Genomic DNA, 24212 nt, shown 5'->3' with positions numbered 1-24212 from the left:
ATAATAAGGAGTCATGCCTGCGCCATGCCGCTTAAGTGTCGGACGGGCCGCGCATGCCTTGTTGGAGGAGCATGACGTGAGTTTCGAATTCAAATCCCTGGCCAAGTCCCCTACGTCCCCGGCACGTTATCGCGAGGTGGCCATCGGTCACCCGGCGGTCGAAGTGCTTGAGGTCGGCGGCATCTTGCACATGCGCTCCCTGGAAACCCTGGAGCCGATGCCCGAACGCTTGCTTGATCGCCTGGTGCACTGGGCGCAGGTCCGGCCCGAGCACACCTTTATCGCTGCACGGGACAGTGATGGCGAGTGGCGTCGCATCAGCTATGCCCAAATGCTGGAAGACGTTCGCGCCATTGCGCAAAGCCTGCTGGTGTATGGTCTGGGGGCAGAGCGTCCGCTGGCAATCCTGTCAGGCAACGATATTGAGCATTTGCAGATGGCGTTGGGGGCGATGTACGCCGGTATTCCTTACTGCCCGGTTTCACCTGCCTATTCGTTGCTGTCCCAGGATTTTGCCAAGTTGCGCCATGTCTGCGACCTGTTGCAGCCAGGCCTGATCTTTGTCAGTGATGCGGCGGACTATCAACGTGCCGTGCACGCAGTATTGCCCGCAGGGACGCCATTGGTAGCGGTACGTGGCGAGATGGCGGGGCGGCCCCAGGTGAGCTTTGCCAGCTTGCTGGAGCAGGCGGGCGGCGCCGAGGCCCAGGCTGCGTTCATGGCGTCAGGCCCGGACACCATCGCCAAATTCCTCTTCACTTCAGGCTCTACCAAACTGCCCAAAGCGGTGATTACCACCCAACGCATGCTCTGTGCCAATCAGCAAATGCTGTTGCAGACCTTTCCGGTATTTGCCGAAGAGCCCCCGGTGCTGGTGGACTGGCTGCCCTGGAACCATACGTTTGGCGGCAGTCATAACCTCGGTATCGTTCTGTACAACGGCGGTACGCTGTACCTGGATGGCGGTAAACCAACGGCTCAGGGCTTTGCCGAAACCCTGCGCAATCTCAAGGAAATCTCGCCGACTGCCTACCTCACCGTGCCTAAGGGCTGGGAAGAGCTGGTCACTGCGCTGGAAACTGACAGCGACTTGCGGGCACGATTTTTTGCCCGCATCAAACTGTTCTTTTTCGCCGCAGCGGGCCTTTCGCAAAGTATCTGGGACCGGCTCGACCGGGTTGCCGAGCAACACTGTGGCGAGCGCATCCGCATGATGGCCGGGCTGGGCATGACCGAGGCTTCGCCTTCATGCACCTTCACCACCGGGCCGTTGTCGATGGCCGGTTATATCGGTCTGCCGGCGCCGGGCTGTGAGGTCCGGCTGGTGCCGGTGGACGGCAAGCTGGAGGGGCGCTTTCGTGGCCCGCACATCATGCCCGGTTACTGGCGCGCCCCCGAGCAGAGTGCCGAGGCGTTTGACGATGAGGGCTTTTACCGCTCAGGTGATGCCATCAAGCTGGCCGATCCTTGCAATCCGCAGTGGGGGTTGATGTTCGATGGACGACTGGCCGAGGACTTCAAATTGTCCTCCGGGGTATTTGTCAGCGTGGGGCCGCTGCGAAACCGGGCCGTGCTCGAGGGTTCGCCCTATGTTCAGGATCTGGTGATCGCAGCGCCGGATCGCGAGTGTCTGGGTGCGTTGGTATTTGCCCGTCTGTACGAGTGCCGACAGTTGTCGGGCTTGCCTGCGGACGCCAGCGATGCGCAGGTGTTGGCCAGTGAACCGGTACGCCAGTGGTTTGCTGACTGGTTGCAGCGGCTCAATCTCCAGGCCAGTGGCAATGCCAGTCGCCTGGAATGGATCGCGCTGCAGGATGAGGCCGCGTCGATCGATCGCGGTGAAATCACCGACAAGGGTTCGATCAATCAGCGTGCAGTGCTGCAATGGCGAGCGGCGCATGTGGAAGCACTTTATCGCGGGCAGGCGCCTTCGATCCTGCGTGCAGGCAAGCCGTCGTGAGCCCTGGAGGGCAGTACTCGGCATTCACCGATGTCGCCATTCTTGAGGCGGTTCGTACACCATGGGTCGACCTGGGTGGGGCATTGGCCCAGGTTTCACCGATCGATATGGGGATCAAGGTCGCCCGTGAAGTGCTGGCCCGTGCCGGGCTGGACGGGCAGGCAGTGGACTCGGTACTGGCGGGTTCAATGGCTCAGGCCAGTTTTGATGCGTACATGTTGCCGCGTCATATCGGCCTCTACAGCGGGGTGGCACAACAGGTGCCTGCCCTGGCGGTGCAGCGTATTTGCGCCACAGGGTTTGAACTGTTGCGCCAGGCTGCCGGGCAGTTGCATGACGGCATTGAACTGGCGCTGTGTGTGGGCACCGAGTCCATGTCCCGCAACCCGATTGCCGCCTACACCCATCGTGGTGGATTCCGCCTGGGGGCGCCGGTCGAGTTCAAGGATTTTCTCTGGGAAGCGCTGTACGACCCGGCTCCCGGCGTGGACATGATCGCCACGGCGGAAAACCTGGCCAAGGATTATGGCCTGAGCCGTGAGGCAGTGGACGGCTATGCCCTCAATAGTCACCAGCAGGCACTTCGCGCCCAGGCCAGCGGCTGGCTGGGGGATGAAATCGTCACCCTGCGCAATGAAGTGTTTGAGCTGGAGGGCTGTCAGCCGCGTGGTATCAGCCTGCCGCGTCGATGTGAGTCTGTCAGCCTCGACAGTCATCCGCGTGCCACCGACGCCGTGGCCCTTGCCAGGCTGGGAGCCATTCACCCAGATGGTGTGCAAACGGCGGGTAACAGTTGCGCAGTGGTGGATGGCGCCGCTGCCGCGCTGGTCGCCCGTGCATCGGCGGGGCAGCCGGGCCTGGCAAATTTGCTGGCGACGGCGGTGGTCGGTGTTGCGCCACAACGGATGGGTATCGGCCCGGTACCTGCGATCCAGTTGCTGCTCAAGCGCAGCGGTTTGGCGCTGGACGCGATTGATCTGTTTGAAATCAACGAGGCGCAGGGCGCACAGATTCTGGCAGTGGCACAGGCACTGGAACTGGACCGGCAAAAACTCAACTGCCGTGGCGGCTCCATTGCTCTGGGGCATCCCCTGGCTGCCACCGGCCTGCGCCTGGTGCTGACCCTGGCGCGGCAGCTGCGCGAGCAGAATCTGCGTTATGGCATTGCCGCTGCGTGTGTCGGGGGTGGGCAGGGCATGGCGGTACTGATCGAGAATCCGCATTTTTCCAAGATTTGAGGTTTTCCCATGTGGCAATACCAGGCACCGCTGCGCGACATGCAATTTGTCATTGAACACTGGCTCGAGGCCCCGCAGGCCTGGGCACAAACAGAGCGATTCCAGGATCTCGATCTGGCGCTGGCCCGCCAGGTGCTTGAAGAAGCCGGGCGGTTCAGCTCCCAGGTGCTTGCGCCGATCAACAGCAGTGGCGACCGCCAGGGGTGCAGCTTCGAAGCGGGCCGGGTGACAACGCCAGCTGGCTTTGTCGAGGCGTATGTTGCCTACACCGAAGGCGGGTGGTCAGCCCTGGCCTGCGATGAGGCCTACGGCGGTCAGGGCTTGCCACAGCTACTCGACGCGGCGCTGCAGGAGATGCTCTATGCCAGCAACCATGGCTGGGCCATGTACACCGGCATCGCCCACGGTGCCTATCTGTGCCTCAAGGCCCATGCCCCGCAGTGGATCAAGGCGCGTTATTTGCCGCAGATTGTCAGCGGTGAAGTCTTGCCCACCATGTGCCTGACCGAACCGCAGGCAGGCAGCGACGTCGGCCTGCTGCGCTGTCGTGCCGAACCGCAAGACGACGGCAGTTATCGGGTAAGCGGCAGCAAGCTGTTTATCTCTGGTGGCGATCATGACCTGAGCGCAAATATCCTGCATCTGGTGCTGGCACGATTGCCCGGTGCGCCTGCTGGCAGTCGGGGCATTTCGCTGTTTCTGGTGCCCAAGCTGCTGGACCACCATCAGGTCAACAGCGTGCGTTGCGACGGTATCGAACACAAGATGGGGATCAAGGGCAGCGCGACCTGTTCGCTGGTGTTCGAGCAGGCACAAGGCTGGCTGATTGGTGAGGCCAACCGAGGCTTGGCGGCGATGTTCGTGATGATGAACTCGGCGCGGCTGCATGTGGGGCTGCAGGGGTTGGGGCACGCCGAAGCGGCGTGGCAGAACGCTCGCGACTATGCCCTGGAGCGCAAGCAGATGCGTGCGCCGGTTCGGCCTGCCGGGATCAGTGCTGACGCCGCCGACCCGATCCATTTTCACCCGGCCATGCGTCGTACCTTGCTGGAGTTGCGCGCCTGTACCGAGGGCATGCGGGCCGTGGGCTATTGGGTGGCGCATCTGCTCGATGAGGCAGAGCACCAAGGGAGCCAGGCTGACCGTCAGCACGCCCTGCAGCTGGCAGAAATGCTGACGCCAGTGATCAAGGCGTTTTTCACGGATCAGGGGTTTCGCCAGGCCAGCAACGCTTTGCAGGTGTTCGGCGGCTACGGCTATGTCAGCGAATTCGCTATCGAGCAAACCCTGCGCGACAGCCGTATTGCGATGATTTATGAGGGCAGCAACGAGATCCAGGCCAATGACTTGCTGTTGCGCAAAGTGCTGGGCGATGACGGTCGGGCGTTTGCCGCGTTGCTGGCGGTGATGCGCCAGGAGTCCGCGCTGGCCCTGGACGCCTCGGAGTGTGCCGGTTTTGCCGCTGAGCTGGAGCGACTGTGCGACAAGCTTGAAGCGGTGGTGGCTGCAGTTCGTGAGCGCGCTGGCGAGGACGTCGAGTATCCCTATCGGGTTGCCGGGGACTTTCTGCGGTTGTGCGGGGTGGCCCTGCTGGGGTTTGCCTGGGTACGAGGGGCGCGTGTGTCCCGTTTGCTGCCCGACAGCGACCCGGTACGGGCCAGTAAACTACAGACTGCGCAGTTCTTTTTTGCCTATGTATTGCCAGAAGCCGACTACCGCATTGCCTCCATCCGTGGCGCAATGGCGAGGCTGGCGTTTGTCGAGTGATACCCGGAACGCATGGCCTCAGTGGATCCAATAAGCGGTTCTTAGAGTGAGTAATAATGGGTTTCTGGCCAGAGAAGATCTCTGGCCACGAGATTGGTCGATAATCGCACCCTAAAGTTTAGCTGGTCCTGATGCGCTAACACATTGAATTCAAAAGATAAAAACAATTTATATGTGTTGGTTTCTGTATCTGATGGACCGAATTATTGAGATTCTGACAAACCCTCATATTGCCTGTGGATCCATTAACGGGTTGACTAGCGCCCTGGCGTTGGCTGGATTTCTTCCTGACCGTCGCCCATAAAAATTACAAAAAAGGGTCTCGTCATGAAAGGCTTATCCAGAGCACAGAACTGTCACAGTTCTGTCCGCTTTATGTCTGCGCGTACTGCCGTGTTTTGCGCTTGCCTTGCCCGGGTTGCTTGCGACAGGCAGGTGCAATGATGGATATCAATCTGAAAGCTCGCGTTGATAACGGTCCGATGGTGCGATTTCAATGGCTCGCCATCGGGATCTGCATTGTTTTGAACATGATCGATGGCTTTGATGTGCTGGTGATGGCGTTCACGGCGGCTTCGGTGTCGGCCGAGTGGGGCCTGAGTGGAGCGCAGATCGGCATGTTGCTCAGTGCCGGGTTGTTTGGCATGGCGGCGGGTTCACTGTTTCTCGCCCCCTGGGCGGATCGCATTGGTCGACGCCCATTGATCCTGTTGTGCCTGGCGGTCAGCGGCACGGGCATGCTGCTTTCGGCATTGAGCCAGACACCGGTGCAGTTGGCGTTTCTGCGCGGGCTTACGGGGCTGGGGATTGGCGGGATTCTGGCCAGCAGCAACGTGATTGCCAGCGAGTATGCCAGCAAGCGCTGGCGTGGCCTGGCAGTGAGTCTGCAATCCACCGGCTATGCCCTGGGCGCAACGCTGGGGGGGTTGCTGGCAGTCTGGTTGTTGACCCATTGGGGCTGGCGTTCGGTGTTTGTTTTCGGCGGGGTTGTGACCTTTGCGGTGATCCCGCTGGTGCTGTTGTGGCTGCCCGAGTCGCTGGACTTTTTGCTTGCGCGCCGCCCGGCCACGGCCTTGCAGCGTATCAATAGCCTGGCCCGGCGCCTGGGGCAGCCAGTCTTGAGCCAGATGCCTGCTGCAGTGGTGAATCCGGCGGGTCACAGTACCGGCCTGAGCAAACTTCTGGCGCCTGCCTTGCGCCGCACTACGCTGCTGATCTGGCTGTTGTTCTTCCTGGTAATGTTCGGCTTTTACTTTGTGATGAGCTGGACGCCAAAACTGCTGGTCTCGTCCGGGCTTTCGGCGCAACAGGGCATTACCGGTGGCGTGCTGTTGAGCGTTGGGGGGATCTTTGGCGCGGCGCTGATCGGCGGCTTGTCATCGCGCTGGCCGCTGACCCGGGTATTGTCGCTGTTCATGCTGATTACCGCGGGCTTGCTGGTGCTGTTTGTCGGCTCGGGGTCTTCGGTCATGGCCGCGTTGGGGCTTGGGTTGCTGATCGGGCTGTTTTCCAACGGCTGCGTTGCCGGGCTCTATGCATTGTCGCCAGTAGTGTATGACGCATCCGTACGAGCGACGGGCGTGGGCTGGGGGATCGGCATTGGTCGTATCGGCGCTATCCTGTCGCCCATTGTGGCCGGTTTTCTGCTGGATGCCGGCTGGCAGCCCCTGCACCTGTATGGCGTGTTTGCAATCGTCTTCGTGATCGCGGCCGGTTGCTTGCTGCTGCTCAAGCCGTCTACTTCGCAGGCCCAACCGGCGCTGGCGCAGGCCTGATTCAACCTTCTGATCAAAGCCCGGCCTGGCCGGGCGCATACCCATGTCTATCTATCTGTCTGGGCGGGCTGTGTCCGCTGCGGGGAGCGGCTGCGCCCAAAATTCGGAGAACAATAATAATGAAGATGCTTACAGGTGTGCTGTCGTTGTCTGTTTGTGCCTCGGCAATGGCCGAGGGTGAAGGTTTTTTTGACGGTGCGAAAGCAGATTTGATGTTGCGCAACTACTACTTCAATCGAGATTTTCGTGACCACAGCGCAGGCAAAAGCAAGGTGGATGAATGGGCGCAGGGCTTTATCCTGAAATTCAGCTCCGGTTACACCCCGGGGCCTGTGGGTTTTGGCCTGGAAGGGATTGCCATGCTTGGGATCAAGCTCGACAGCAGTCGCGTGGCCAGCGGTTCAGAACTGCTGCCGGTGAACAGCGATGGTCGCGCGGCCGATAACTTTGGCCGGGCAGGGCTGGCGGCCAAGGCGCGTTTTTCGCAAACGGAAATGAAGGTTGGCGAACTGCTGCCGGATGTTCCGGTGTTGCGTTACGACGATGGGCGACTGCTGCCGCAGACCTTCCGTGGCGCCATGCTGGTGTCCAGGGAGATTGAAGGCCTGGGGCTGCAGGCAGGGCAATACCGGGCCGTGAGTTTGCGCAATTCTTCGGACATGCAGGATCTCGCGGCGTGGGCTGCGCCGGGTGTGACCTCGGACCGATTCAACTACGCGGGGGCTGAGTACCGTTTCAATGAACAGCGTACCCAGGTGGGGGCGTGGCATTCGCAGTTGGCGGATATTTATCAGCAGAGCTATTTCAATCTGCTGCACAAACAGCCGGTGGGTGACTGGATGCTGGGCGCCAATCTGGGTTACTTCATTGATAAGGACGATGGCAGCGAGCGTATCGGTCGGGTCAGCAGTCGCACAGCGTACGGATTGTTCTCGGCGGCTACGGGCGGACACACGTTGTACCTGGGGTTGCAGAGGGTCAGCGGGGATAGCGGCTGGATGTCGGTGTACGGCAGTAGCGGGCGCACGCTGGGCAACGACATGTTCAACGGCAACTTCAGCAATGCCGACGAGCGCTCCTGGCAAGCGCGTTACGACTACAACTTTGCCGCGCTCGGGGTGCCCGGGTTGCTGGCGATGGTTCGCTATGGTCATGGCGACAACGCCACCACCAAACAGGGGGCTAACGGCAAGGAGTGGGAGCGCGATACCGAGGTTGGCTATACAGTCCAGAGCGGCACGCTGAAGAACCTCAGCTTGCGCGTCAACAACGCCACCAACCGTCGCAGCTTCAACAGCGACTTCGACCAGACCCGTGTGATCGTGAGTTATCCGTTGTCGATGTAGGGGGGGGCTGCGATGCAGGCAGCTCGGAATGTCTGCCGAATTGCGTCGATGCCCTCGCGAGCAAGCCCGCTCCCACAATGAGGTGTGCCAGGCAGTAGGTTTTGAGAGCGGCGCACTGCCTGTGGGAGCGGGCTTGCCTGCGATGGCGTGCTCGCCAGGGCCGATTTGTGCGCCGCTCAATCTCTATAGCTGCTCATGCGTTACTATGGCCGCTCATGTTTTCTGGATGCTGCCTGGATGAGCAAACCCGGTCAATTGGTGCTGATTGCACTGCGCAAGATGATTGCCTCAGGCGAGCTTGCCGCTGGCGAACGCCTCATGGAAATTCCCACTGCCGAGTTGTTCGGCGTCTCCCGCATGCCGGTACGCATGGCCTTTCGCACGCTTGAGCAGGAAGGCTTGCTGGTGCGTTTCGGCGGGCGCGGTTTTCAGGTGCGTTCGGTCAGTGCCAATGATATCGCCGGTGCGGTGGAGGTACGCGGGGTGCTTGAAGGCCTGGCGGCACGTTTGACGGCTGAGCGCGGGCTGTCGGGAGATGCGCGGGCCGCCCTGGAGTTGTGCCTGCTGCAGGGGGATGAGCTGTTCGATAAAGGCTTCGTCACCGAGGACGATCTTGAGATCTATCACGACCTCAATATGCGTTTTCATCAGGTTATCGTTGAGGGCAGTCACAACCCGGCCATAGCCGATGCCCTGGCACGCAATGATCATTTGCCGTTTGCATCAGTGACGGCGCTGGCGGTTGATCGCAAAGACATGGTCCGTGAATACCGTCGCTTCAACTATGCCCATATGCAGCATCATTCGGTGTTCGATGCGCTGGTCAGTCGTCAGGGCGCTCGCGCCGAAGCCATCATGCGCGAGCACGCCAACGCGACGTTGCGTTATGCCGAAATCTTCGGTTCGGCCACCGCCAATGAGCGGATGAAAGTGATCCACCGCTCCGATTGAAGCTTAGATATCCAGCACCAGCAGGGGCGATTTCGAGCGCGAACAGCACGGAGTGAACTGATCGTTGCAGGCTTGCTCATCTTCGGTAAGGTACATGTCGCGATGATCCGGAACGCCTTCCAGCACGCGGGTCAGGCACGTGCCGCACACCCCTTGCTCGCACGACATGGGTATATCAATGCCATGACTTTCCAGGACCTGGACCACGGTTTTGTCCGCAGGTATATCGAAGACCTGGCCGGTGCTGCCCACCTTGACCGAAAAGCTGCCATCGTTGCTGCTGTCAACCGGGGCGGCGGCGAAGTACTCCCGGTGCAGGGCGTGCTCCTGCCAATCCTGGGCGCGCGCACTGTCGAGAACATGTTGCATGAAACCACCGGGGCCGCACACGTACAAATGGGTGCCGGGCTGCGGGTTGGCCAGTACCTGGGCTGCATTCATGGCGGTCTCAGGCTGCTCGTCGAAGTGCATGAACACCCGGTCAGCAAAAGACGAGTTGCGCAGGCGTTCGACAAAGGCCGCTCGCTCGCCGGACCGTGCGCAGTAATGCAGTTCGAAATCTGCGCCGTTGTGGGCCAGACGCTCCGCCATGCACAAAATCGGGGTGATCCCTATGCCCCCTGCAAACAGCAAACTGCGCCGAGCTTCGTGGACCAGCGGAAACAGGTTGCGCGGTTCACTGATGCGCAGGCAATCGCCCCTATTGATCTGTTCATGCAGGCTTTGCGAGCCGCCCCGTGAGGCTGGATCCTTGAGCACGCCGATCAGGTAGCGATGCTGTTCGTCAGGATGGTTACACAGGGAGTATTGGCGAATCAGTCCGCCGGGCAGGTGCACATCAATGTGCGAGCCTGCACTGAAAGCGGGCAGGGCGCTGCCATCGGTGCTGGCCAATTCATAGCTGCAAATGCCCTGCGCTTCGTTGTTGCGAGATACCACCACCACATCAATCATGCTGCTTCCTCAAAGCGTTGCCATTGAAGGGGCTGGCCCAAGTGTGCTAGCCCCCCCCCCCCCCGTGCGGAAATTACTGCGCAGTGGCGATAAGTTGTGATTCGGGCGTGCGTTCGCTGGCGATGATGCGGTCCAGGACGCGGCGTGACTGCACGCCACCCGAGTCGATATTGAGCTTGAGCAGTGCGCGTTGCGGGTGGTCCAGCAGGTTTTGTTGCTGTTGTTCGAGCATCTCCAGGTCTTCGCTGAAGATTTTGCCCTGGCCCTCGCGGATGGTCGCGGTAAGCGCATGATCCTGCGGGTTGAAGTTGCGTGCCATCCCCCAGAAGTACCAGATCGAGGTGTCTGTTTCCGGGGTGATGAAGTCGACCACGATGCTCGATGCCTTGAACTCGGGGGCTGCGTGATAGCCGCCTTTGCCCGCGTGAGCGACCCCGACTTCGATCAGGACGTGGCTGGGTGGCGAGAAGCGGCATATCTGCCAGCGGTCTACCGGCACATCGTCGGCCAGATTATTGCCGCGCAATGCCATGCGCCAGAACGGCGGAGCCATGATGTTTTCCATGTGCCGCGCCGTGATGACTTCGTTGCCTTCAACCGTGGTGTTCGGTGCGACTTCGTCGATTTCCTTCTGGCCAATGCTGGAGGCGTGTACGTAGGTTTCGTGGGTCAGGTCCATCAGGTTGTCGATCATCAGGCGATAGTCGCAGCCGATATGAAACAAGCCGCCGCCATAGGCCCATTCATCGCTCACCGCCCACTCCAGGTGGTGGATCAATGCAGGATCGGCTTGATCCTGATCACCGGGCCATACCCAGATAAAGCCGTAGCGTTCGACTACGGCATAGGTTTTGTTGCACGGGAAACCGCGTACCCGTTGCCCGGGCATCTCGACGGTTTTGCCGTCGCAGCCCATGACCAGGCCGTGATAGCCGCACACCAGGTTGCCGTTTTCGACATAGCCCAATGACAGAGGGGCGCCGCGGTGCGGACAAAAGTTCTCGACAGCGGCGACCTTGTTTTCATGGCCGCGATAAAAAACCATTTTCTCGCCGCAAATCTGCCGGCCTAAAGGCTTGTCGGTGATTTCATCGGGGGTGCATGCGACGTACCAGGTGTTTTTTGGGTACATGACCAATCTCCAGATCAGGTGTTATTGCTCTTATGGATCCATTAGGCGGTATAGGGATCTTTCAAGTCAATTTTGCTCTGGAGTAATATAGGGTTTTAATAGGGTTTGTGGCGATTACCGAACACAAAATGCAAAGGTGGTCGATGATAGTGGATCCATTAAAGGTTTTGATGGCGTGCATGATGCCTGCGGCGCTATATGGGTGACCGCCAGAATTCAGAAGGATTGTTGTGAGGGCTTGTCTTCAAGTTTGTCTTCATCGGGCTTCACCCCGTTGTAGATCATGGACAGGCCCAGGTCCAACAGGTGCAGGAAAGGTAAAAGGGTATATTTTTCACTGCTGGTTCGTACCCCTTCGGCAGCAGCTACGGGGGATTGTCAGGCCGATGTGCTGACCATCGACCCCGAGCTGCCACTGCCCTGGGCCGTCAATGCTTGCAGCAAGGCTGCCGTCGCCGCCTGCAGCGCTGCTGCTGTCGCAGTCACCTGGGCCTGGGCTCCGGCCACGGCGGCGGCTTTACTGGCTTCGTTCTGGTCGCTGGCCTGGATGCTTTGCAGGGCCTGCATCTGCTGCTGAAGCTGCTTTTGCAGCTGTGCGATCTGTTTTTTCAGCTGCTTGACCGTGTCCGAACTGTCGTCATCACTGTCAGCCGCAGGCGCCGCATTAGCGTCTCGGGCCGCCCGTGGCTTGACCTGCTCGGTGGCCGTCGCGCCGGCATCACTCACGGCCGTGCTGTCCGTGGCCTTGCTGGCCGTGGCGGCGGGGGTGCTCTGAATATTCAGGCTCGATGCCAGGGGATTGATGCTGCCAACCATGTCGATGCGTCCTTTAGACTCGTTGTCCTACAGGACATCGGCAGGTTGCGCTGGCTCTTTAATAGCGCGGCGGAAAAAAGCCGGGCAAGCGCTCATATGCTTATGCGATAAAAGTATTTAAATTTAATTTCTTATATCTATAAAGTCATACCCCTGCGTACAGGTCGACCAATCGACGCGCCGCACGAAATGAACCAGCACGGGGCCACCGTGAGTTTCTGATCGATCTGCGCGCCATTGGGCGTGCCCTGCGTGGGAGTGATTTATGTCTGCACCGTCTGCCTCTGGGATTGCCGCGAGCATCGCGCCTCAAGCCTTTGAAATCCGTCCTTTCAGCGGCGCCGTGGGTGCCGAAATCATGGGTCTGGATCTGGCTTTGCCGGTCAATGACCAGGACTTTGCGCGTATCCATCGTGCTCATCTGCAGCATCACGTGGTGGTGTTTCGTGATCAGTGCATTACCCCGCAACAACAGATCGACTTCAGCCGTCGCTTCGGCATCTTGCAGATCCATGTGCTCAAGCAATTTCTGCTGACCGGTCACCCGGAAATCCTTATCGTCTCCAACATCATCGAAAACGGCCAGTCCATTGGTCTGGGCGATGCAGGCAAGTTCTGGCATTCGGACCTGTCCTATAAAGAGCTGCCAAGCCTGGGCTCGATGCTGCATGCCCAGGAGCTGCCTGCCGAGGGCGGCGACACTCTGTTCGCCGATATGCACAAGGCCTGGGATGGCCTGCCTCAGGCCTTGCGCAAGGCGGTTGAAGGGCGTTCGGCTGCACATTCCTATACGGCGCGCTACAGCGAAAGCAAATTCGAGGGTAACTGGCGTCCGACCCTGACCCCGGAGCAACTGGCACAGGTGAACGAGGTGGTGCATCCAGTGGTGCGTACCCATCCGGAAAACGGCCGCAAGGCGCTGTTTGTCAGTGAGGGCTTTACCACTCGCATTGTCGGCCTGCCCGAGGACGAGAGCCGGCAGTTACTGGCCGAGCTTTACGCCCATAGCGTGCAGGAGCAGAACATCTATCGCCATCAGTGGCAGCCCCATGACCTGGTGTTCTGGGACAACCGTTCGCTGATCCATCTCGCCGCCGGATGCCCAAGCCATCTGCGCCGCAAGCTGTATCGCACCACCATCCAGGGCAACGCGCCTTTCTGATTGACTCATTTCAAGGAGCATTGCCATGCCCGCATCCATCAAAACCGTGGCCGCAAGTCTGGGCCTGAGCCTTAGTCTGCTTGCCGGCAGCCTCGTGGCACCGAACGTCGCCCATGCCGAAGGCGAAATCCGTATCGCCGAGCAGTTCGGCATTGTTTACCTGTTGCTCAACGTGGTGCGCGATCAAAACCTGATCGAGAAGCACGGTAAGGAGGAGGGCATCGATATCAAGGTCGATTGGACTCAGTTGTCAGGTGGCGCGGCAGTCAATGATGCCTTGTTGTCCGGCTCCATCGATATTGCCGGGGCCGGCGTCGGCCCGCTGTTGACCATCTGGGACCGCACCCATGGCAGGCAGAACGTCAAGGCCGTGGCCTCGCTGGGCAACTTCCCGTACTACCTGCTGAGCAATAACCCGCAGGTCAAAACCATCGCCGACTTCACCGAAAAAGACCGTATCGCGGTACCGGCCGTGGGCGTTTCAGTGCAGTCGCGCTTCCTGCAATACGCCGCTGCCAAACAGTGGGGCGACAAGGACTTCAACCGGCTGGACAAGTACACCATCGCCGTCCCGCATCCGGATGCCACCGCTGCGCTGATCGCAGGTGGTACGGAGCTGAGCGGGCATTTTTCCAACCCGCCGTTCCAGGATCAGGCGCTGAAAAATCCAAATGTGCATGTGGTGCTCAACACCTACGACTTGCTCGGCCCCAATTCCCCAACGGTGCTGTTTGCCACCGAGAAGTTCCGTAGCGACAACCCGAAAACCTACAAGGCCTTTATCGAGGCCCTGGCTGAAGCCGCCGAGTTTGCCCAGAACGACAAGGGCGCGGCCGCTGACACTTATATCCGCGTGACCAAGGCCAATATCGACCGCGCCGAGTTGCTTAAAATCATCGACAACCCGCAGTACGAGTTCAGCGTAACGCCGAAAAATACCTATCCGCTGGCCGAGTTCTTGTACCGCGTGGGTGCGATCAAAAATAAACCTGACTCCTGGAAGGATTACTTCTTCCAGGACGCAAAACCGTTGCAGGGGAGCTGACAATAATGAATGCCTCGGTGCAAGGCCACACGGCCAGCCACTTGAATGCAACAGGGCCAGCCCTGTTGTCGGTCGACCAGGTCAGCCTTGAATACCGCACGCCGCAGCGTGTGGTGCGGGCGACTCATCAGGTCAGCTTTGAAATCGATCCGGCCGACCGTTTTATCCTGCTTGGCCCTTCGGGATGCGGCAAGTCGACCTTGCTCAAGGCTGTGGCCGGTTTTCATGCTCCCTGTGAAGGGCAGATCCGCCTGCAGGGCCAACCCGTCACCGCCCCGGGGCCTGACCGCATGGTGGTGTTCCAGGAGTTCGACCAGTTGCCACCCTGGAAAACGCTCAAGCAAAACGTGATGTTCCCGTTGCTGGCGTCGAAAACCTTGCCTCGGCGCGAGGCCGAGGAGCGGGCCCTGCATTATCTGGACAAGGTCGGTCTGGCGGCATTTGCCGATGCTTACCCGCACACCTTGTCCGGTGGCATGAAGGCCCGGGTGGCGATTGCCCGTGCCCTGGCCATGCAGCCGAAAATCCTGTTGATGGACGAACCCTTTGCAGCTCTCGACGCCCTGACCCGACGCAAGATGCAGGAAGAATTGCTGCTGCTCTGGGAGGAGGTGCGCTTTACCTTGCTGTTTGTCACCCACTCGATCGAAGAGGCGCTGGTGGTCGGCAACCGTATCCTGCTGCTGTCGCCGCATCCGGGGCGGGTGCGGGCCGAGATCAACAGCCATCAGTACAACCTGCACAGCCTTGGCGGTGCGCAATTTCAGCACACGGCGCAGCGCATCCATCGGCTGCTGTTTGATGAAGCGCACGCCGGTACCGACGAACAACCGCTGAATTTCGCCGATATCCGTATCGCATATTGAGCTGTGGAGGATTGTCCGATGAATCAATCATCATCTGTACGCCAGGAATATGAAGTGGTCCTGGAACCGCTGCTAAGTGTGCCGCTGGAGCGCCAATTGCCGTTGAGCCAGCGTCTGTGGCAGCAGGGCTGGTTACGTAAAAGCCTGATCCTGATCGTGCTGGCTGTGCTTTGGGAGCTGGTGGCACGCTATCAGGACAACGACCTGCTGCTGCCGACGTTTTTGCAAACAGCCAGTGCGCTGTATGACGGCCTTATCAGCGGCGAGTTGCTGAGCAAGGTGGGTATTTCCCTGGTGGTACTGCTCAAGGGCTATCTGATCGGCATCGTGCTGGCGTTTGCCCTGACCACGCTGGCGGTTTCGACTCAGTTGGGCCGTGATCTGCTGAGTACCCTGACTTCGATGTTCAACCCGCTGCCGGCGATTGCCCTGTTGCCGCTGGCGCTGCTGTGGTTCGGCCTGGGGCAGAACAGCCTGATTTTCGTGCTGGTGCATTCGGTGCTCTGGGCCCTGGCCCTGAACACCTATGCCGGGTTTCTCGGGGTGTCGGAGACCCTGCGCATGGCCGGGCGCAATTACGGGCTGAAGGGAATTCGCTTTGTGCTGTTTATTCTTATTCCGGCGGCGCTGCCTTCGATCCTTGCCGGTCTGAAAATCGGCTGGGCCTTTGCCTGGCGCACGCTGATCGCCGCCGAGCTGGTGTTTGGTGCCACCAGCGGCAAGGGCGGCCTGGGCTGGTATATCTTCCAGAACCGCAACGAGCTGTACACCGACAAGGTGTTCGCCGGGCTGGCGGTGGTGATTCTGATCGGCCTGCTGGTGGAGAACCTGGTGTTCGATACCCTGGAGCGCGTCACGGTCAAGCGCTGGGGCATGCAACGCTGACCAGCAAAACCGAGCAGGCTCGCTCCCACAGGAGGGCCTGATCGTCAACCGAGTTTCTACAGGCTCAGCCCCACCCCGCGCAATATTACCGAGGTGATGGTCTGTACCGCCTGATGGTATTGCTGGTCGGACAGCGGCTGATGGCCGTTGAGTGCGCAGACCTGATAGTCGAAGTCGGCATAGTGCTGGGTCGAGGCCCAGATCATGTACAACAACGCTGAAGGCTCCACCGGGTTGATGCGTTTTTCGTCCACCCACTGGCGTATTTTCTGCTCCATGAGTTTGGCGCCCTTGGCCATATGCTCATCGAGCATGTCCTGGAACATCGGTGCACCGCGCATGATTTCGTTGGCCCACAGTTTGGAGCCGTGAGGCCGGGTACGCGAATGGTTCATCTTTTCCATGATGTAGCTGGTGAGCACCACCCGCGGGTCGTCGAACTTTTCGAAACAGGCACCTTCCAGCCCCCAGGTGTCCAGCAGGTTGACCAGAACTTCGCGGTACAGCTCGTCCTTGGTGGAAAAGTAGTAGTGCAGGTTGGAGCGCGGCAGTGCGGCTTGCAGGGCGATATCGGCCATCTTGGTCCCGGCATAGCCTTGTTCGGCGAAGACTTTCTCTGCGGCCAAAAGGATTTTTTCGACGTTTTTGCGGCGGATCTTTACTTTCGGGTTGCTCATCGAGTACCTGATTTATCACGACAGGAGAGGGCTGCGGCTGACGACACAGCATAGGTCAATTGCCAGGGGGCGCTGTGCGGAAAATCTCGGCGTACAACGGCCAGTGATCCGATACGCCCTGGGCATGACGGGCGCCATCGAAGCGTGCCGGGGTGCCCCAGCGGTTGACCTGATAAGGGCTGCTGTACACCAGGCGAATGCTCTGCGGATCAACCTGCCAGCCATTGAAACCGCTGGCAGCGGTCATCTGTGGCGGGAACAGAAGCATGTCGAAGAACGACCACTCGCGTTTGCTGTGGTAGTAGTAACTGCCTTTGCAGCCCGCGCAGCCGATGAACTGGGACACCGCCCAGGTGCTGGCCAGGTCTTTGGCGATATAGCCGTGCTGCTGTTCTTCGCCGGCATTGATATTGAAGTCGCCGCCGACAATGGGCAGTACATCGTCCGGCAGTTCGCGCTTGAGCCGGGCCAGGTAGGCGACGGCCTGCTGGCGCAGGTAGCCCGGGGCACCGCCTGAGGGCAGGTGCAGGGAGAAAATCGCCGCTTTCTGGCCATCAGGCAACAACAGGCGAACTTCGAGAATGCCCCGGGTTTTGCTCACCCGTGCCGGGTCATCATTCCCCAGCGCCTGGTAGGGCACTGGATGCAGGCGGGCGGTGTCCCATTGAGGCAAACGGCTGAGTACTGCGGTGTCGATACCGCGCTCGTCCCAGCCCTCGATCAGTACGCGGGTCTGGTAGCCGGACGTGTTCAGGCGGGCATTGAGTTGCTCGACAACCTTGATGTTCTCAACTTCGTTGAGCATCAGGATATCCGGCCCGCGGCCTTGATTGATCTGTTTGATCACGGCGCTGAGGCGCTTGAGTTTTTCATCGAGCAAAGTCGGGGTCCAGTCGTTTTCTTCACACTCCTTGCGCCACGCCGGGACCTGGATTTTTGCGCAGCTGGCCAGGTACTCCGGGTGCGAGCGCTTGACGTTCAGGGGCAGGTAGGCGAAGTCGTCCTTGCCGTTGTCGTGCTCGGTGTCGAACAGGTTTTCGACGTTCCAGGTCATTAGCGAGACCCGGCCAGCTTCAGGCTCGACATGATTGGCGCAGGCGGTCAGCAGCAGGGTGCAGACGACGATCAGTAAATGGGTACGCAGCAGTTTCATTGGCAGTCTATCCAGGCATAAAGGTCTGAGAGGGGGGATGCAGGCTTGTTTATGGGGGCGGGCTTCACAGGGAAATAAACACCCCCGCCAACGCAGCACTCATCAGATTGGACAGGGTGCCGGCAATTACTGCGCGCAGGCCCAGGCGGGCAATATCCTGACGTCGCGAGGGCGCCATGACGCCCAGGCTGCCGAGCAGGATGCCAATCGACGACAGGTTGGCAAAACCGCACAGGGCAAAGGTGACGATCACCTGGGTGGGCCCCGACAGTATCTGGATGCCTTTGGCAGCGGCTTGGACCGGGTCAAGATAGGCCGCGAAATCGACATAGGCGACGAACTCGTTGAGCACCAGTTTTTCGCCGATAAAACTGCCTGCCGTCATGGCCTCGCTCCACGGTACACCGAGGACAAAAGCCAGTGGCGCAAACACATGGCCAAGAATCAGTTGCAGGCTCAGGTGGGCAAAACCGAACCAGTTGCCCACCCAGCCCAGGATGCCGTTGAGCATGGCTATCAGGGCAATAAAGGCCAGCAGCATCGCGCCCACATTAAGGGCCAGTTGCAGGCCGTTACTGACTCCCAGTGCGGCGGCGTCGATGACATTCGCCGGTTTATCGTCGGGGTATACCTCGATGTCACTGAAGTTGTCGCGCGGTTCAGCGGTTTGCGGCTCCATCAGCTTGGCCATCAGCAAACCGCCGGGGGCAGCCATAAAACTGGCGGCAATCAGGTATTTAAGCTCCACGCCCAGGCTGGCATAGCCGATCAGCACCGAACCTGCGACCGAAGCCATGCCGCCGACCATCACCGCAAACAGTTCAGAGCGGGTCATACCGTCCAGAAACGGGCGCACCACAATGGGCGCTTCGGACTGGCTGACAAAAATATTCGCCGTGGCCGACATCGACTCGGTACGGCTGGTGCCCAGCACCCGCTGCAAGCCGCCGCCAAACAGGCGGATCACCACACTCATGATGCCCAGGTAGTAAAGGATGGCGATAAAGCTGCTGAAAAACACAATCAGCGGCAGCACCTTGATCGCAAAAACAAAGCCCTGGCTGCCAAACACTTCGCTCATTTTGCTACCTGCCAGAGGGCCGAAGACAAAGCTGATGCCTTCATTGCCATAGTCTTGCAGCAGGGCAACCGAATCGCTGATCGCAGCCAGCGTTGCCTGGCCCCATGGCACATAGAGGGCGAAGGCACCCAGGCCTGCCTGCAATACAAATGCCCCGACTACGGTCTGCAACTTGATTGCCCGGCGGTTGCTGGACAGCAGCACCGCCAGGAGAATCAATACCACCACTCCAACGAAACTCATTGACCAGATTCCCGTATGTCACGCATCAAGGTCGCACCGGTTCAGAAACCGAAGGCACCGGGCAGCAATTGCTCGACCGTCCACTCGCGTACCGCCGCCGCTTCGTGGCCGACGCAATACACCACGCAGTGAGGGCTCATCAGATCGTGCATGACCTGACGGCAGGCGCCGCACGGGGAGATCAGCGCCACGTTCGGGGCATACACCAGCATCGCCTTGAAGCTGGCAGGTGCATGGCCCTGGGCAATGGCGCTGAACAGGGCGCCGCGTTCGGCACAGTTGGTCAGGCCGTATGAGGCGTTCTCGACGTTGCAGCCGCGAATGATCCGGTCATCGGCGGTGAGCAGCGCCGCACCCACCGGGAAGTTCGAGTGCGGGCACCAGGCTGCCCGGGCTGCGGCAATCGCTTCAGGTAACAGGCGCTCGTACTGCGCCTGAGCTTCGGGGCTGCGGTTCATGGGGCGTTGCTCGCGGTGACGTCAGCCAGGGTCTGGGCAACTTTTTCAATCCGTTGTTGTGGCGTGCTTGCTCCCGCTGGCTGCCCGGCGCGGTCCTGGGCTTGCAGATAATCGACCAGTGCCTGGAGATCGTTGAGGCCGGTATCCACCCGCTGGCTGGCTTGGTTGAGTACGCTGAAGTTGTCACCTCCCCCGGCCATAAATGAGTTGGCCGTGATCCGGTAGGTCTGCTCGGGTAGCACCGGTTTGCCATCGATTTTCAGGCTGTCGGCGATGATCCGCTGGCCCTGGGGCCTGCTGGCATCCCAGCGATAGCTGAGGGTGGCCGATGGCTGCAGGGGATAAAAACCGAAGCCGTTGTTCTGCCATTGCTGCTCCAGCAATTGCTTGAGCTGGGCACCGCTGAGGGTAAGGATGTTCAGGGTGTTGTTGAACGGTTGTACGGAGGCTACCTGGCCATAGGTCAGGTGCTGCTGGCCGGGTTCGAGCATCAGGTCGGTGCGGATGCCGCCCAGGTTGGTCAGTGCCAGCTCGGCGCCCAGGGCGCGGGTGGCGTGCAGTTGTGCATCGGCGATCAGGTCGCCCATGGCCGATTCTCCAGCGTCGTTAAGGGTGCGGTTGATTTCGCGGGTGGCGATACGGGCCACGGGTTTGTTCAGGTGTTCGTTGCTGCGCGCTTCAATATCGGCCTGCAGCGCGGCAATTTCTGGCAGCGGCGTGTAGCGCGCGGGGTCAACCACGATGTTTTGTGCCTTAGCATCGAGCAGTTGGTGGTTGACCGGGTCCACGGTGAGGGTGATATGGGTCAGCAGGCGGCCGAACGAGCTGCCCTGGGTGATCAGCTTGTCGCCCAGGCGGCACAGGTAGCCCTGGTGGGTGTGGGCGGTGACCACCACTTTGATTTGCGGGTCCAGACGCCTGGCCACATCGACGATATCGCCCTTGAGCTGGCTGCAATCCTGCTGGTCGAAGCGTTCGGTGGTTTCACCGCCCTGGTGGATCACCGCGACCACGGCATCCACCCCTTGTTTGCGCAGTTCGGGCAGTTGCGCGTTGATCGCCTCGGCCTCGTCAATGGTGTACAGACCGTCCATGCTCTGCTGGCTTACATAGGCCGGGAGGTCGCGCAACACCGCGCCGACAAAGGCGATTTTGGCGCCGTTGGCCTGCTCGATACGGTAAGCAGGCAGCAGTGGTTTGCCGGTTTGCGCGTCGATCAGGTTGGCCGCCATATAGGGGAAGCGCGTGCCGCTGTAGTTGTTGTCAAACTGGCAGGCCTTGTCCGGGCGCGGCGACACGCAGCCGCCATTGATCTGGCGTTGCAACTCCAGTTTGCCCAGATCCAGTTCATGGTTGCCAACCACACTGAACTTCAGCCCCAGTTCGCCGAGGGCTTCGAGCGTCGGCTCATCGGCCCACATCGAAGACATCGGCGGGCTGCCGCCGATCATGTCGCCCGCACCAATCAACAGCAGTTGCGGGTCCTGTTTGCGCAGTTCGCCAACCACGCCGCTCAGGGCGTTGATACCCCCCGCCTTGAGCGACACTTTGCCAGCCGGTGCCGTGGCATCGGTGTAGGTGAGCGGGGTGGCGGCCAGATTGCCGTGAAAATCGTTGATCGCGGCAATATTGATAGCGACCGGCTTGACCGGTTGCTGGCAGGCGGCCAGCACCAATGCTGCCGGGATGACCATACTGGCACTGCGCAGACGCGAGAGAAGATTCGACATGCAAGCTCCTTGGTGCCGGTCAGGCGGTACGTGGCTGGCCAGCAGTGGCGGCGGCAGGTGCTGACGAGGTGACGTATTGCGTGCCCAGGCCTGCGCGCAGCAAAAGCATCTTGAGGTGGTCGTTGATCAGTTCAAGGCGATCTTGCAGATGGCTATTGAAGACCATGCCCACCAGCGCGATGGAGATCCCCAGTGCGGTGGCATACAGCGCCGTACCGATGCCACGGGATACTTCGCCCGGGTCGGAAACACCGGCCTCGGCCAGTGCCTTGAAGGTGTCGATGATGCCCATGATGGTGCCGAGCAGGCCCAGCAGCGGCGCACCGGCGACCACGGCTTCGAGGATCCACAGGCTGTGGGACAGCTTGCCGCGCATGGAGATGTAAATGGCCTGGCCGAGGTCTTCAAGCTCCTGGTGCGAATGCAGTTGGCGACGGCCGTCGTAGATCTGCGAGAGCAGTTGCAGGGGCAGGCTGTCGCGCGCGGTCAGCCCGGCAGGCAGGTCGGCGATGCTGCGGACTTTGCCATTGACCGCAGGCACCAACTGACGCGCCTTGCGCAGCGAGTAGCTGAAGAAGATGCAGCGTTCGACGACCACAAAAGCGGCCAGGGCAGCGGCGCCGTACATGACGTAGAAGGTGATGTCGTGGAGCAGATTCATGTTCATTCGGGGTGTCCTCTAAATACGTTCATGACCCGGGCCTGTCGTGCTGGCAGGCCCGGGTGCGGGGGTCAGAAGCTGGCTTCGAAAGAGACCATGGCAGTGCGTTCTTCACCGACGTTGTAGTAAGGCGTGGCGGCGCTGACGCCGTTGACCGGTGCAGCGTTGAGCACCACGGTGCGCGCCGATGACAGGTACTCCTTGTCAAACACGTTGAGCATCGAAACGCGGATGGCCGCCGACTTGAGGATCTTCTTGTCCACCGGCAGGCGCACCCCGGCGTTGATATCGAAGGTGGTACGCCCGGAGATTTCCTGGTCGTTGGTCAGGTCGCCGTAGTAGCTGCCCACATACTTGGCGGCCACGTTGCCGTAGTAGCGCTTGTTGTCGTAACCCAGGCTGGCGTTGAGCATGTTTTTCGGCACGTTGGCCAGTTGCTTGCCGGAGGTGGGCAGTCCCTTGTTGCGTGTGGTCACGTCATCCTGCTGCTCGGCGCTGGTATAGGTGTAAGAGGTGTAGTAGTTGAAGTTGTAGGGCAGCAGGCCGCTCCACTCCAGTTCCAGACCCTTGTTGACCACGCTGCCGACGTTGAGCATTTCGTAGTCACCGTCCGCATTGGTGGTCGACAGCTGACGATCCTTGTACGAGATATGGAACAGGGTGGCGCTCAGCAGCATGTCGTCCTGGGTGAAACGCCAACCCAGTTCCTGGTTCCAGCTCAGTTCCGGGGCCAGGCTGATGGAGTCGCCGGCGTTGTAGAGCACGTAGTTGGGCGGCGTACGCATATTGCGGGTGACGTTGTAGAACGCCTGGTGCTGCTCGTTGATCTGGTAGCGCGCACTGAAGTTGGGCAAAAACTCGTGGTACCTGGCGTCACGCTTTTCGGGAGCGCTGTACAGGCTGCCGAGGTTGTTGCCGTCGCGTTCGACGTACTGGTAGGCAATGCCGCCGGTGAGGGTCAGGTCAGGGGTGACCGTCCACACGTCCTGGGCCCAGATTTTCTGTGCCGGGGTGACGGTGTACTGGTGACGGCCCTGTACCGTGGCGCCATTTTTGTCGGTGAGCTGGTTGCCACTGTTGTAGTCGCCCCAGATATCATCCGGCGTACCGTTTTCGGTGATGCTGATAAAAGGCTGGGTCTGGCGCTGGCGGGCACGTTCATACCAGTAACCGACATCGATGCTGTGGGCTTCGTTGAAGTCCCATTTCAGTTTGGTGGTCACGCCAGGGCGCCAGCTCTCGGTCCATGATGGGCGGTAGTAGGTGTCGTAGGCCAGTCCGCTGAGGTCAAAGTTGCCGGCCTTGTCGCTGGTCGAAGACAGCCCGGTCGCCGATTGGCCGCTGAAGCTGCCGCCATTGGACCAGAAGTAGTAGGGCGCGATGGTCAGCGCCAGGTCGTCACGCAACTGAAAGCGCTGGGTCAGGGTGGCTGATGCGTTTTCAAACGGGTTGCGGTTGATCTTGTAGTACTGGGTCAACTTGCCGCTGCTGTTGTAGATCGGGATTTCGGCATAGTCCAGGCCACGGCCCGACTTCTGAAACTGTGCCTTGCTCAGGGTGTTGTAGTTGTAGTTTTCCTGGGTGCTGTATTTGAAGATGGCATTGGTCGAGTTGCCGTTGCCATCTTCGAACAAGGTGTTCCACTCAACTCTGTCGGCGCGTACGGTGCCTTTGCCGCGCCACTTTTCGCCTTCTGTATGGGACGCCGAGACAAAGGTTTTAAAACCATTCAAATCGCCGGTGTTAATCCGCGCGAATGATTTGTTCAAACTGTTGGAACCGACCGACTGTTTGACAAAGACGCCGAAGTCCTTGGTCGGGCGCAGGGTCACCAGGCCAATGTTGCCGCCACTGGAGCCGATATGCGGGCCGTCGATTTCCGAAGAACCCTGGGTGACAAAGACTTCGCCGAGGTTTTCCGGGTCGCCGAGCAGGTTGGCATACACCGCATAGTCCCCGGAATCGTTGATCGGGATACCGTCCGAGGAGACGCCGACCTGGTCGGAGTTCATCCCGCGCATGGTGAAGCTGGTGCCGCTTACCCCTGATGCGTCGGTGCTGGAAACGTTGATGCCGGGGGTGTACTTGAGCTTGTCGATGGCGTTGGCAGTCGGTGCCATTTCGTCCATCGCTTCCTTGGTTACGGTCGAACGGCCTTTGGCGCTGTCTTCTTCGACCATAAGCCCATTACCCAGACTCTGTCCGGTGACATTAACCTTGCCTATATCAACGGTGTCTTCTGCGAGCGTTGATAACGTCCAGCCGCCAACCCCAACGGCCAGTAGCGTTGCGAATAAAGTATTGAGTTTCAA

20 protein-coding genes are annotated in these 24212 nt (G+C 60.0%); 10 read left to right on the top strand and 10 right to left on the bottom strand.

Annotation, left to right across the window (positions count from 1 at the left end):
- The first annotated feature begins 76 nt into the window (after positions 1 to 76).
- The 6 genes from FHL07_RS02135 (at position 77) to FHL07_RS02110 (ending at position 9037) form a co-directional block, all read left to right on the top strand.
- Positions 77 to 1960, top strand: a complete 1884-nt coding sequence (locus tag FHL07_RS02135; protein ID WP_138738035.1) for a feruloyl-CoA synthase — start codon at positions 77 to 79, stop codon at positions 1958 to 1960.
- Positions 1957 to 3198 carry a thiolase family protein gene (locus FHL07_RS02130; protein ID WP_138738034.1) on the top strand — a complete coding sequence of 414 codons (1242 nt, stop codon included), beginning with the start codon at positions 1957 to 1959 and terminating at the stop codon, positions 3196 to 3198. The genes FHL07_RS02135 and FHL07_RS02130 overlap by 4 nt, the downstream gene beginning before the upstream one ends.
- Before the next feature lie 9 nt (positions 3199 to 3207).
- A complete protein-coding gene (locus FHL07_RS02125) occupies positions 3208 to 4965 on the top strand; it encodes an acyl-CoA dehydrogenase (RefSeq protein WP_095000372.1) in 1758 nt (585 codons plus the stop codon).
- A 443-nt stretch (positions 4966 to 5408) separates the two neighbouring features.
- Complete coding sequence (locus FHL07_RS02120; protein WP_138738033.1) at positions 5409 to 6740, top strand: MFS transporter; 1332 nt, start codon at positions 5409 to 5411, stop codon at positions 6738 to 6740.
- A gap of 119 nt (positions 6741 to 6859) precedes the next feature.
- Positions 6860 to 8086, top strand: a complete 1227-nt coding sequence (locus FHL07_RS02115; protein ID WP_095023594.1) for an OprD family porin — start codon at positions 6860 to 6862, stop codon at positions 8084 to 8086.
- Between the two features lie 237 nt (positions 8087 to 8323).
- Positions 8324 to 9037 carry a GntR family transcriptional regulator gene (locus FHL07_RS02110; RefSeq protein WP_095000370.1) on the top strand — a complete coding sequence of 238 codons (714 nt, stop codon included), beginning with the start codon at positions 8324 to 8326 and terminating at the stop codon, positions 9035 to 9037.
- 3 nt (positions 9038 to 9040) lie between these two features.
- Here the strand turns inward: FHL07_RS02110 and FHL07_RS02105 are convergent, their stop codons facing one another.
- From FHL07_RS02105 to FHL07_RS02095, 3 genes are all read right to left on the bottom strand, one after another.
- Entirely contained in the window at positions 9041 to 9991 is a 951-nt protein-coding gene (locus FHL07_RS02105) for a PDR/VanB family oxidoreductase (RefSeq protein ID WP_095023595.1), read from the bottom strand.
- Positions 9992 to 10064: 73 nt separating this feature from the next.
- The gene (locus tag FHL07_RS02100; RefSeq protein WP_095023832.1) at positions 10065 to 11123 is read right to left on the bottom strand and encodes an aromatic ring-hydroxylating oxygenase subunit alpha; all 1059 of its coding nucleotides are present in this window, start codon (positions 11121 to 11123) and stop codon (positions 10065 to 10067) included.
- 378 nt (positions 11124 to 11501) lie between these two features.
- On the bottom strand, positions 11502 to 11939 hold the full coding sequence (locus FHL07_RS02095) for a hypothetical protein (RefSeq protein WP_095000367.1): 438 nt from the start codon (positions 11937 to 11939) through the stop codon (positions 11502 to 11504).
- 265 nt (positions 11940 to 12204) lie between these two features.
- Here FHL07_RS02095 and FHL07_RS02090 point away from each other — a divergent pair, with 265 nt between their 5' ends.
- Genes FHL07_RS02090 through FHL07_RS02075 form a run of 4 tightly spaced genes read left to right on the top strand, consistent with a single transcriptional unit; the run spans position 12205 to position 15897 of the window.
- Positions 12205 to 13101: a TauD/TfdA dioxygenase family protein gene (locus tag FHL07_RS02090; protein ID WP_138738032.1), complete on the top strand. Its 897-nt coding sequence runs from the start codon at positions 12205 to 12207 to the stop codon at positions 13099 to 13101.
- A 25-nt stretch (positions 13102 to 13126) separates the two neighbouring features.
- Positions 13127 to 14146, top strand: a complete 1020-nt coding sequence (locus FHL07_RS02085; RefSeq protein ID WP_095024728.1) for an ABC transporter substrate-binding protein — start codon at positions 13127 to 13129, stop codon at positions 14144 to 14146.
- Positions 14147 to 14151: 5 nt separating this feature from the next.
- Positions 14152 to 15012, top strand: a complete 861-nt coding sequence (locus FHL07_RS02080) for an ABC transporter ATP-binding protein (protein WP_095000364.1) — start codon at positions 14152 to 14154, stop codon at positions 15010 to 15012.
- A gap of 18 nt (positions 15013 to 15030) precedes the next feature.
- Positions 15031 to 15897 (top strand): ABC transporter permease, encoded by an 867-nt coding sequence (locus FHL07_RS02075; protein WP_095023836.1) that lies wholly within the window; start codon positions 15031 to 15033, stop codon positions 15895 to 15897.
- A 56-nt stretch (positions 15898 to 15953) separates the two neighbouring features.
- On the opposite strand, the gene FHL07_RS02070 is transcribed toward FHL07_RS02075, so the two are convergent.
- From FHL07_RS02070 to FHL07_RS02040, 7 genes are all read right to left on the bottom strand, one after another.
- Positions 15954 to 16574, bottom strand: a complete 621-nt coding sequence (locus FHL07_RS02070) for a TetR/AcrR family transcriptional regulator (RefSeq protein ID WP_095020006.1) — start codon at positions 16572 to 16574, stop codon at positions 15954 to 15956.
- 55 nt (positions 16575 to 16629) lie between these two features.
- Positions 16630 to 17727, bottom strand: a complete 1098-nt coding sequence (locus tag FHL07_RS02065; RefSeq protein WP_138738031.1) for an endonuclease/exonuclease/phosphatase family protein — start codon at positions 17725 to 17727, stop codon at positions 16630 to 16632.
- Positions 17728 to 17791: 64 nt separating this feature from the next.
- Entirely contained in the window at positions 17792 to 19051 is a 1260-nt protein-coding gene (locus FHL07_RS02060) for a NupC/NupG family nucleoside CNT transporter (protein ID WP_138738030.1), read from the bottom strand.
- 41 nt (positions 19052 to 19092) lie between these two features.
- Positions 19093 to 19509: a cytidine deaminase gene (locus tag FHL07_RS02055; protein WP_138738029.1), complete on the bottom strand. Its 417-nt coding sequence runs from the start codon at positions 19507 to 19509 to the stop codon at positions 19093 to 19095.
- Positions 19506 to 21239 carry a bifunctional metallophosphatase/5'-nucleotidase gene (locus FHL07_RS02050; protein ID WP_138738028.1) on the bottom strand — a complete coding sequence of 578 codons (1734 nt, stop codon included), beginning with the start codon at positions 21237 to 21239 and terminating at the stop codon, positions 19506 to 19508. Before FHL07_RS02050 ends, FHL07_RS02055 begins: the two co-directional genes overlap by 4 nt.
- A 19-nt stretch (positions 21240 to 21258) precedes the next feature.
- On the bottom strand, positions 21259 to 21906 hold the full coding sequence (locus tag FHL07_RS02045) for a MotA/TolQ/ExbB proton channel family protein (RefSeq protein WP_095000357.1): 648 nt from the start codon (positions 21904 to 21906) through the stop codon (positions 21259 to 21261).
- Between the two features lie 65 nt (positions 21907 to 21971).
- Positions 21972 to 24212 (bottom strand): TonB-dependent receptor family protein, encoded by a 2241-nt coding sequence (locus FHL07_RS02040; protein ID WP_138738027.1) that lies wholly within the window; start codon positions 24210 to 24212, stop codon positions 21972 to 21974.

Source organism: Pseudomonas sp. FSL W7-0098, from assembly GCF_005930585.1.
GTDB lineage: Bacteria > Pseudomonadota > Gammaproteobacteria > Pseudomonadales > Pseudomonadaceae > Aquipseudomonas > Aquipseudomonas bubulae.
The sequence above is the reverse complement of the archived record's forward strand: the minus strand, read 5'-3'. Positions and strand labels throughout refer to the sequence as shown.